The following is a 9,673-nucleotide window of genomic DNA, read 5'->3' as shown; positions in this document are numbered from 1 at the left end:
CCCGGTCAGATGTGTAAAGGATGTACCGGTTTCTACAGTGAGGGAGGCTATTGATTTGAGTGCCTATCCATTGCTGCGGCAACGGCGACCTTACGGCGCGTCACTTTATTAACTCAGCGGTACTCGCACAGGTAAGCCGTTTCAACCACGACCTTGAGCTGGAACTTGCTGTTTGCAGGGATGTGGAACTCGCTGCCGGTCTTGAACGTTTCAAACTCGCTGCTGCCCGGGAGCTTGACGTTCAATTCGCCGTACACGACGTGCATGATTTCACGCTCGGCAGTGCCGAATTCATATTCACCCGGGGCCATGACGCCAATAGTGGCTTTGCCTTCAGCTTGTGTGAACGCAATCGACTTGACGGTACCGTCGAAGTATTCGTTGACTTTAAACATGGCGATTCCTCGGAATGGGCTAAAAAGGCTGGCCAGTATGCAGAAGCCTATTTATCACGTCACGCCCTTTTATGGCTGCTCTACGCGGCCCTAAACCTTGAATACCAGCGGCAATAAACGCGCTGTATTGCGGGCGTCTTCCAACGCGCGGTGCTGTTGCCCGCTGAATTGCATACCCGCCAGTTGCAATGCGCTATTAAGACCCAGCGGGCTCTTTAGCTGGCGGGCCTGAGCGAATTGCAGCTTGAGATTCACGTGCGGCAACCGTAATAGCGCACTGTCTAGCTTCTTTTGCTTCCATTCCTGTTCCAGTTGCTTACGGTCGTAATCACCCCAACTGGCCCAGCCTTCGAGTTTCGGCAAGTGTTGGCCGAGCCAGCGCTCAAACTGTTCCCAGACCTGCTCAGTCGTGCTTGCGCCATCAATATTGGCTTGGGTGATATGGGTTAACTGACGGCAAAAAGGCGTCAGCAACGGACGGCGTTGCGGACGGATAAAACGCTGGAAATGATCCACCTCGCGCCCGGCACGGGTGACCACGCTGGCGCCGATTTCAATCACTTCCATTTCTTCCAGGGGCCAGCCGCCGTCATCTGTAGTGGCTTCCAAGTCAATTACCAGCCAGTGATGCATGTGCAGCTTCCTTTAAACAACCTCGGCGTTGAAGATGCAGCGTAGCTAAAGCGCTGCAACAGGGCACTTAATTTGTAATGGGCCAGTTCCGCGCTTGCTTGGTAATCTAGGCGCACTTAAATTATGTGCTTGCCTGATCTCAGGTCCTGTACCTACCAATAAGTTCCAGTCATGGGCGCCACCCGAGGTGCACAGCGTTGAAGTGTTTGCCAATGTGGATGGTCCGCTGTGTATTGCTGGCGCTGGGTGCTGCTGTACTGACGCCTTCGTGGGCTGCTCAGGAAGTCAGAGTGGGTGCCGCACATTTTCCACCGTATATCGTGCGCCCTGAACGAGGTGCCGACACCGGGCTGCTGCCGCAATTGCTGGCGGCGCTGAATCAACTGCAAAGTGACTACCACTTCGCCATCGTGCCCACCTCTGTTGCTCGACGAGTGCGTGACTTTAATCAGGGGCGAGTGGACATGCTGCTGTTTGAAAACCCGGACTGGGGCTGGAGGGATGTTGCCTACAATCGCGTAGACCTTGGCCTTCAAGACGCAGAAGTCTTCGTTGCGATCCGGCAACCGGGTCGTGAGCAAACCTATTTTGACAATCTGGATGGCAAGCGAATGGCCCTGTTCACGGGCTATCACTACGCGTTTGCCGGTTTTAACCCCAGCGCGAAATTTTTGACCAACACGTTTAACGCCACCCTCACGTACTCCCATCGCAGCAACTTGCAGATGGTTCTGCGTGGGCGGGTCGATATCACGCTAATGACCCGCTCCAACCTCAGAGAAATCCTTAACAACAACCCGCAGTTCCAAAGCCAAGTTATGGTGTCTGAGCGTGTGGATCAGACCTATCACCATTACGCTTTTTTGCAGCCCCAGGGGCCGATCCGTAGCGAAGAATTTAGCCGGTTGATGCAAAAATTGCGCGACAGTGGCCAATTAGAGGCGATTTTTGCGCCTTATCATATTGAGCAGGTGGCTGCGCGCCCCTAAATTTCACCTCGCGGGCTACGTCACACAGCCTATCTGTTGACGAAAATCGTGAGCCCATGATGACCGCTATCGCCCCGCAACCTCACCCGCAGCGTCCAGCCAAACCCCAAGGCGAAGTGTATCGCCGCTTCGACCCCCAATTGGGGGCCTGGATCTCCTTGCGCACCCTGGACATCGACTTGGACCTTGAGCGCTTCAGCCGTTGGCAAAACACCCCACGTGTCGTCGCTTTTTGGGACGAGGGCGGGAGCCTTGAAGAACATCGCCACTACCTGGAAAAGCTTGCAGCCGACCCGCACACCCTGACCTTGATCGGTTGCTTCGACGACCAGCCGTTTGCCTATTTCGAGGCCTACTGGGCCAAAGAAGACCGCATCGCGCCGTTTTACGACGTGGGCGACTATGACCGCGGCATTCACATGTTGGTCGGTGAACAAGCGCATCGCGGGCCGCACAAAGTTGCCAGTTGGTTATCGGCGCTGACGCACTACCTGTTTGAAGATGAACCGCGCACCCAGCGCGTGGTGGCCGAGCCTCGGGCCGATAACGCCAAAATGATTGGCTACCTGCAAGCACAGGGTTACGAGCGGATCAAAGAGTTCGACTTCCCGCATAAAAGGGCGGCATTGATGGTGCTCGACAGAGCGGATTGGTAAATAGGGCCGCTTCGCGGCTCATCGCAGCCGTCTGCAGCGACGACAGGCTGCGATCTGGCACGAAGCGGCAGTGTGTCAGTTCAGCGCCGAGCAAATGTATCCGCACGCGTCCCGGACACTTTGCGGCAGTGAATCAGCGCATCGCGAATCATGAAGTTCACCAGCGTCGGTGACACCCCCAACTCTTTGGCAATGTCCTTTTGCTGAACGCCGTGCAAACGGTACATCTCGAACGCGTAGCGCGTTCGAGTTGGCAGCTCGGTCAGCGCCTCGGCGATGTTCTCCAAAGTCGAAAAATTGATGTGTGACGTTTCCGGCGATGCGCCGTGAATAACCACATTCAAGCCTTCCTCTTCCGTGCCGGAATACTTTTGCTCCAGCGCCTGCTTGCGATAGTGATCAATCGCCAAGTTACGCACGATCTGAAACAGGTAACTCAACTGGGCCTTGAATGAAGAGGTGATCTGCGGCGCTGACTGCAAGCGGAAGAAAGCATCCTGCACCACGTCTTCGGCCCGGGATCGGCAACCAGTGATTCGCGCTGCAATTTTGACCAGGATTAATCGATTGTCGACAAAGGCCTGAAGTAAGGGTGAGTCGCACCTGCTTGTGGACATTTGTTCCGTCATGGAGATCACCTGTGGCAATTGAAAAAGTGCAGGCCCTTACTCGGCAGTCGGCTACACAGTTGGCAACAAATTAGGTCAAATGATAATGATTGTCAATTGAGAAACAGAATTAATACCCGTCTGCGTAGGGGATTGCGAAGAGGCTCACACCCTGCGCGATTGACTGCAAAACGCCACCATGGCAGCGACTAAATATCGGCTACGGCCAACCGTTCTCAGAAGACAAAGGCTGGGGATATAGGCCAGCGATTGGTTGCGTAAGTCCCCGTAAGAGCGAGCTAGTGTGCGAAGGAGGGCGATATGGTTTTTGTGCGTAGGCAGGCGGTGCTTCACAGCGGTGACAGTGATCATGAGTGAGGGGGCCAAGCTGCGGTTGTTTTGCCTGCCTTACTCCGGCGCCAGCGCCATGGCCTACAGCCGCTGGCGCCGTTCGCTGCCTGAATGGTTGCAGGTGCGGCCGCTGGAGTTGCCAGGGCGCGGCATGCGTATGGACGAGCCACTGCAACACCAGATACAGCCATTGGCTCGGCAGTTGGCGAATGAAATCAGTCCCGAGCTGGACCGCCCCTACGCTTTGTTTGGTCACAGCTTGGGCGGCCTGTTGGCGTTTGAGTTGGCCCACGCCCTGCGCGAGCGCGGTCTGCCTGAGCCGCTGGCGCTGTTTGCCTCGGCTACCGCCGGTCCAGCACGCCGGGACGTCAGTGAATACGCTGTGGCAAAAACCAACGCGCAATTGATCGAGCGTCTGCGAGAACTCAAAGGCACGTCTGAAGAGGTGTTGGCCAATACCGAACTGATGCAATTGATGCTGCCGATCCTGCGCGCCGACTTCCTGTTATGCGGCAGTTTCAACCACGGCCAGCGTGCCCCGTTGCCGCTGCCGATCCACGTGTTTGGCGGCAAGCAAGACAGCGTGCGCCCCGAGCAACTGCTCGATTGGCAGGCAGATACCAGCAGCTTTTTCTCTCTGGATATGTTCGAAGGCCATCACTTTTTTCTGCTCCAGCAGGAAGTCCCGCTGCTGCGTTGCCTGCGCCGCTACGCCGAAGAGCATCTGGCGCACTGGCGTCATCAACAGACCCGACCGCTCACCCACGGGTAAAGCGGTCCCGCGTTTTCTCGTCTCTCAAACACACCGAATTCATTGCAAGCCGACTTCAGGCAGGAAACCCCATGATGGACGCGTTCGAACTCCCTGGCACATTGGCTCAAGCCCTGCAGCAGCGTGCTGCCAAGACCCCGGATCGCCTGGCTTTGCGCTTTCTTGGCGATGACCAGAGTGCCCATCAGGTCCTGACCTATCGCGACCTGGATCTGCGCGCACGCACCCTCGCCGCTGCCCTGCAGGCCAACGCCTTGGTGGGCGAGCGCGCGGTGTTGTTGTTCCCCAGCGGGCCGGATTACGTTGTTGCCTTTTTTGCCTGTCTGTATGCCGGGGTGATTGCAGTACCAGCGTATCCGCCGGAGTCGGCGCGGCGTCATCATCAGGAGCGTTTGCTGTCGATTCTGGCCGACGCCGAACCGCGTTTAGTGCTCACCAGCAGCCATTTGCGTGAGTCCTTATTGCAGATGAACGAACTGTCTGGCGCCGATTCGCCGCAGTTGCTGTGTGTTGACACGCTTGCGCCGAGCCTTGCGCATGCCTGGCAGCCCGTGACGTTGCAGGCTGACGACATCGCCTTTTTGCAATACACCTCAGGCTCGACCGCGTTGCCTAAAGGCGTGCAAGTCACCCACGGCAACCTAGTGGCCAATGAGCTGCTGATCCGTCGCGGCTTCGGTATCGACCTCAACCCCGATGACGTCATCGTCAGTTGGCTGCCGCTGTACCACGACATGGGTTTGATCGGCGGTTTGTTGCAGCCGATCTTTAGTGGCGTGCCGTGTGTGCTGATGTCGCCCGCGTATTTTCTGACCCGTCCGCTGCGTTGGCTCGAAGCCATCAGCGAGTACGGCGGCACCATCAGCGGCGGGCCTGACTTCGCCTATCGGTTGTGCAGCGAACGGGTCAGCGAAAGTGCGCTGGCTGGCCTGGACTTGAGCCGTTGGCGCGTGGCGTATTCGGGCTCAGAGCCGATCCGCCAGGACACCCTTGCGCGGTTCGCTGAAAAATTTGCCGCGTGCGGTTTTACGCCCGACAGCTACTTCGCCTCTTACGGCCTGGCCGAAGCCACGTTGTTTGTCGCGGGCGGACAACGCGGGCAGGGTATCCCGGCCTTGTGCCTGGATGAGCTGGCGCTGGCCAACAACCGCATAGAACCGGGCGAGGGCAGCGCGGTGATGAGTTGCGGCACCCAGCAGCCTGAACACGCGGTGTCGATCGTCGACCCGCAGACCCTTGAGCCGTTGGCCGAAAATTGCGTTGGCGAAGTCTGGGCCTGTGGCCCGAGCATCGCTCACGGCTATTGGCGCAACCCCCACGCCAGTGCCGAAACCTTTGTTCAGCAGCAAGGCAGTACCTGGCTACGCACTGGCGATTTGGGCTTTATGCGTGAAGGCCAGTTGTACATCACCGGCCGCTTGAAAGACCTGCTGATCGTGCGGGGCCACAACCTGTACCCGCAAGACATCGAAAAAACCATCGAGCGCGACGTTGAAGGGGTGCGCAAAGGCCGGGTGGCGGCGTTTGCGGTCACCGTCAAAGGCGAGGAGGGGATTGGCATCGCGGCCGAAATCAGCCGCAGCGTGCAAAAAAACATTGCGCCCGACACGCTGATCAACGCGATTCGCCAAGCCGTGGCTGAAGCCTGCCAACAAGCGCCGAGCGTGGTGCTGCTGCTCAATCCGGGGGCGTTGCCCAAAACCTCCAGCGGCAAACTGCAACGCTCGGCCTGCCGCAACCGCCTGGCCGATGGCAGCCTCGACAGCTATGCGCAGTTCCCCTCTAACGACAGCCCTCATGCCCCGACCGACCCTGAGCAGCGTGCTAACGCGTTAGAGGCGCTGATTGCGTGGGTCTGGTGTGAGCTGTTGCAGGTCGAACACGTGGCGGCCGACGACCACTTCTTCCTGTTGGGCGGCAACTCGATTTTGGCCACTCAAGTCATAGCCCGCTTGCGCGAAGAACTGAAGCTGGAACTCAACCTGCGCCTGTTGTTCGAGGCGCCGACCCTGAGCGCTTTCACTGCCCGCATCGGCGCGTTGCAACAGGATGGCGGCGTGGCCCAAGGCAACATCGTGAGCCTTAGCCGCGAGCAGGCACTGCCGCAATCATTGGCCCAAAACCGCTTGTGGTTTATGTGGCAGCTTGACCCGCACAGCAGCGCCTACACCATTCCCGGCGCCTTGCGCTTGCGCGGGGAGCTGAACGAGGCCGCGCTGTGCAGCAGCTTTGCGTATTTGATCGAGCGCCACGAAGCTCTGCGTACACGCTTTTACGAGCGAGACGGCCACGCCTTGCAGCGGGTCGATGCGGCGGTTGATTTCGATCTGCACGTCATCGACATCAGCGACTTGCCTGACGCACAGCGAGAAGCGCGGGCGCAACAGATCCGTGAGGATGAAGCACGCACGCCATTTGATCTGCAAAATGGCCCGCTGTTCCAGGTCACGCTGGTCAAGCTGGACGACGAAGAGCATCAACTGCTGCTGACCTTGCACCACATCATTGCTGACGGCTGGTCACTCAACCTGTTGATCGACGAGTTCTCCCGGCTGTACGCCGCGGCATGCCTGCAACAACCGCTGGAACTGGCGCCGCTGGCCCTGCACTACGCGGACTATGGCAGTTGGCAGCGCCAATGGCTGGCGCAAGGCGAGGCCGAGCGCCAGCTCAACTATTGGAAACAGCAGTTGGGTGACGAACATCCGACCTTGAGTTTGGCCACCGATTACCCGCGTTCAGCGGCCCAACAACGCAGCGCTGCGCGCTACAGCGTAAAACTCGACGCGTCGCTCAGCGAGGCCGTGCGCCAGACCGCGCAGGCCCAAGACGCCACACCCTTCATGCTGCTGTTGGCAACCTTGCAAACAGTGTTGTATCGCTACACCGGGCAGCGCGATATTCGCATCGGCGTACCGAGTGCCAACCGCCCGCGCCAGGAAACCCACGGTCTGATCGGCTTTTTCATCAATACCCTGGTGCTGCGTGCCGAGTTGAACGCACGATTGCCGTTTGCCGAGTTGCTGCAACACACCCGCAGCGCCACCCTCGATGCCCAGGGGCATCAGGACGTGCCGTTTGAACAACTGGCAGAAGCCTTCCCGCAGGCCCGCGAACATGGCCTGTTTCAAATCCTCTTCAATCATCAGCAGCGCGACCTTAGCGCGTTGCGGCGTTTGCCGGGCTTGCTGGCCGAAGAGCTGGAATGGCACAGCCGCGAAGCCAAGTTTGATCTGCAACTGCACAGCGAAGAAGACCGTCAGGGCCGTCTCAAACTGTCTTTCGATTACGCCGCTGAGCTGTTTGATGCACGCACCATTGCGCAACTGGCTGAGCACTTTGTCAGCGTGCTGGGTCAAGTCTGCGCCGACCCCCACACAGCGTTGGCCGATCTGGATCTGCTCAACCCCGCACAGCGCCTAGAACAGCAACATTGGAGCTCCGCGCCCTGTGCGCCTGCCGAGCTGTGGCTGCCGCAACTGCTTGAACAGCAGGCGCAGCGCACCCCGGAGCACATCGCGTTGCTCTGGGAAGGCGGCAGCTTAGACTTCGCCAGCCTGCATACCCACGCCAATCGCTTGGCCCATTACCTGCGTGACAAAGGCGTTGGCCCGGATGTGCCGGTGGCGATTGCCGCTGAACGCTCACCGCACCTGTTGATCGGCCTGCTGGCAATTCTCAAGGCCGGTGGCGCCTACGTGCCATTGGACCCGGATTACCCGTCAGAACGACTGGCCTACATGCTGCAAGACTGCGGCGCGTCCTTGCTGCTGACCCAAAGCCCTCTGTTGCAGCGCTTGCCGAGTGTCGCGGGGGTCAGTGTCATCGCCATGGACGGCCTCACGCTCGACAACTGGCCCAGCTGCGCGCCGGGCTTGCACCTGCATGGCGATAACCTGGCCTATGTGATTTACACCTCCGGTTCGACCGGCCAGCCCAAAGGTGTTGGCAACACCCACGCGGCGCTCAGTGAACGCTTGCAGTGGATGCAAGCCACCTACGCACTGGATGCCAGCGACGTGCTGATGCAAAAAGCCCCCATCAGCTTCGACGTGTCGGTGTGGGAATGCTTCTGGCCATTGATCACCGGCGCCCGCCTGGTACTCGCCGGGCCGGGCGAGCACCGCGACCCGCAGCGCATTGCGCAGTTGGTGCAGCAGTTTGGGGTGACCACCTTGCACTTTGTGCCGCCGTTACTGCGCCTGTTTGTCGATGAACCGAAGGCTGCGCAGTGCAGTTCTTTGCGCCGGGTATTTAGCGGCGGCGAAGCCTTGCCCGCCGACCTGCGTAACCGGGTGCTGCAACAGTTGCCCCACGTGCAACTGCACAACCGGTATGGGCCGACCGAAACCGCGATCAATGTCACTCACTGGCACTGTCGCGCAGAAGACGGCGAGCGCTCCCCGATGGGTCGACCACTGGGCAATGTGCTGTGCCGGGTACTCGACAGCGAGCTGAACCCGCTGCCAGCCGGGGTGCCGGGTGAGTTGTACATTGGCGGCATTGGCTTGGCGCGGGGTTATCTCGACCGTCCGGGGCTGACCGCTGAACGTTTTATTGCCGACCCGCTGGGCGAGCCGGGTACACGGTTGTATCGCACCGGCGATCAGGTGCGCTGGCGCCACGAGGGCGTGCTCGACTACCTGGGGCGCCTCGATCAACAAGTCAAACTGCGCGGCTTTCGCGTCGAGCCGCAAGAGATCGAAGCACGCTTGCTGGCCCAACCCAAGGTGGCGCAGGCGGCGGTGCTGATACGCGACACGCTGGCCGGGCCACAACTGATCGGCTACTACACCGCGCTGGATGGCGACTTGCCTGACACCGAGCACAGCGCCCAGCTCAAGGCGGCGCTGGCGGCTGAACTGCCGGAATACATGGTGCCAGCGCAATTGCTGCGTCTCGACGCTATGCCGTTGAGCCCGAGTGGCAAGTTAGATCGCCGGGCCTTGCCGGAGCCGGTCTGGCAGGTGCGTGAGCACGTCGAGCCGCAGACTGCTGTGCAACAGCAAATCGCCGCCATTTGGCGTGAAGTGCTGGGGCACAGCCGAATTGGCCTGCGCGATGACTTCTTCGCGTTGGGCGGGCATTCGTTGCTGGCCACTCAAATCGTTTCCCGCGTGCGCCAAGCCTGCGATGTCGAACTGGCTTTGCGCGTACTGTTCGACGCCAGCGAACTGGGGGCGTTTGCCGAGCAGGTCGAGCTGATTCAAGTCGCCGGTATGCGCAACACTCAACTGGCGATCCAGCCGGTCGACCGCAGCCAGCCGGT

Annotated in this window: 6 protein-coding genes and 1 pseudogene; 4 read left to right on the top strand and 3 right to left on the bottom strand. The window is 59.5% G+C overall.

The features are described from left to right. Positions 1-113: 113 nt before the first annotated feature. Positions 114-395 carry a pyrimidine/purine nucleoside phosphorylase gene (locus B347_RS0100065; RefSeq protein ID WP_019407689.1) on the bottom strand — a complete coding sequence of 94 codons (282 nt, stop codon included), beginning with the start codon at positions 393-395 and terminating at the stop codon, positions 114-116. A gap of 90 nt (positions 396-485) precedes the next feature. Continuing rightward, positions 486-1,028: an exonuclease domain-containing protein gene (locus B347_RS0100060; protein ID WP_019407688.1), complete on the bottom strand. Its 543-nt coding sequence runs from the start codon at positions 1,026-1,028 to the stop codon at positions 486-488. 212 nt (positions 1,029-1,240) lie between these two features. On the opposite strand from B347_RS0100060, the gene B347_RS0100055 reads away from it, so the two are divergent. Both B347_RS0100055 and B347_RS24490 read left to right on the top strand, forming a co-directional pair. After that, positions 1,241-2,017, top strand: coding sequence for a substrate-binding periplasmic protein (locus B347_RS0100055; RefSeq protein ID WP_019407687.1), 777 nt, complete (start codon positions 1,241-1,243; stop codon positions 2,015-2,017). Between the two features lie 83 nt (positions 2,018-2,100). Then, positions 2,101-2,673, top strand: a pseudogene (locus B347_RS24490) (GNAT family N-acetyltransferase); the annotation flags it as partial. 80 nt (positions 2,674-2,753) lie between these two features. On the opposite strand, the gene B347_RS0100045 reads toward B347_RS24490, so the two are convergent. Beyond that, entirely contained in the window at positions 2,754-3,302 is a 549-nt protein-coding gene (locus tag B347_RS0100045) for an RNA polymerase factor sigma-70 (protein ID WP_019407685.1), read from the bottom strand. Between the two features lie 349 nt (positions 3,303-3,651). Here B347_RS0100045 and B347_RS0100040 point away from each other — a divergent pair, with 349 nt between their 5' ends. Continuing rightward, a complete protein-coding gene (locus tag B347_RS0100040) occupies positions 3,652-4,404 on the top strand; it encodes a thioesterase II family protein (RefSeq protein ID WP_019407684.1) in 753 nt (250 codons plus the stop codon). A 71-nt stretch (positions 4,405-4,475) separates the two neighbouring features. Continuing rightward, positions 4,476-9,673: non-ribosomal peptide synthetase (locus B347_RS0100035; protein WP_033386788.1), on the top strand; the 5,198-nt coding region annotated here is incomplete at its 3' end.

This window comes from Pseudomonas psychrophila HA-4 (assembly GCF_000282975.1).
In the GTDB taxonomy this organism is placed as follows: domain Bacteria; phylum Pseudomonadota; class Gammaproteobacteria; order Pseudomonadales; family Pseudomonadaceae; genus Aquipseudomonas; species Aquipseudomonas psychrophila_A.
This window is presented reverse-complemented; position numbering and strand designations above follow the sequence as displayed.

What these genes read in the sequence shown, in the direction of transcription:
- B347_RS0100065 (WP_019407689.1), bottom strand. Translation starts at nt 395, where the DNA reads ATGTTTAAAGTCAACGAATACTTCGACGGTACCGTCAAGTCGATTGCG.
- B347_RS0100060 (WP_019407688.1), bottom strand. Translation starts at nt 1,028, where the DNA reads ATGCATCACTGGCTGGTAATTGACTTGGAAGCCACTACAGATGACGGC.
- B347_RS0100055 (WP_019407687.1), top strand. Translation starts at nt 1,241, where the DNA reads ATGTGGATGGTCCGCTGTGTATTGCTGGCGCTGGGTGCTGCTGTACTG.
- B347_RS0100045 (WP_019407685.1), bottom strand. Translation starts at nt 3,302, where the DNA reads ATGACGGAACAAATGTCCACAAGCAGGTGCGACTCACCCTTACTTCAG.
- B347_RS0100040 (WP_019407684.1), top strand. Translation starts at nt 3,652, where the DNA reads ATGAGTGAGGGGGCCAAGCTGCGGTTGTTTTGCCTGCCTTACTCCGGC.